Here is a 489-nt window from a genome sequence, read left to right as displayed (position 1 = left end):
CGCTTGGCGGGCGAGCGCACCGGTCGCAGTTTCCGTCTTGGCGACACCGTTGAAGTACGCGTCATGCGCGTCGACCTAGACGAGCGCAAGATCGACTTCGAGATGGCCGAGAAAACCATCAGCGCGCCGATTGGTCGCAAAAAACGTGGCACCGAAACCGCTGCGCCTGCTGCCAAGGCTGCGGAAGAAAAGGCTCCAGCGAAAACCGCCAGCCGTCGTCCGGCCAAGGAAAAGGTCGCCGAAGCCTATCGCCCGAGCGACGCCGTGGCGAAAAACGCCGAGCTGCGCAAAAGCCGTGAATTGAAGAAGGCCTTGCTGGCCGATGCGAAAAACGGTGGTAAAGCGGCGTCCGGGGGAAAGACCGGACGGTCGGCGCCTGACAGGGCGACCGACGGCAAGCCAGCCAAGCCGAGCAAACACCGTAAGGGCCCGCCAAAAGCGGGTTCCGCTCCAGCCAAAAGTGGCGGGGCGCGTAAACCGAAGGCGAAG

General features: G+C 63.4%; 1 pseudogene. It reads left to right on the top strand.

Going from position 1 to position 489, the window contains the following annotated elements:
• Positions 1-489, top strand: a pseudogene (locus J5M71_RS27635) (ribonuclease R); the annotation flags it as partial.

The sequence above is a fragment of the Pseudomonas sp. 43(2021) genome (genome assembly GCF_017490805.1).
Lineage (GTDB): Bacteria > Pseudomonadota > Gammaproteobacteria > Pseudomonadales > Pseudomonadaceae > Aquipseudomonas.
The sequence above is the reverse complement of the archived record's forward strand: the minus strand, read 5'-3'. Positions and strand labels throughout refer to the sequence as shown.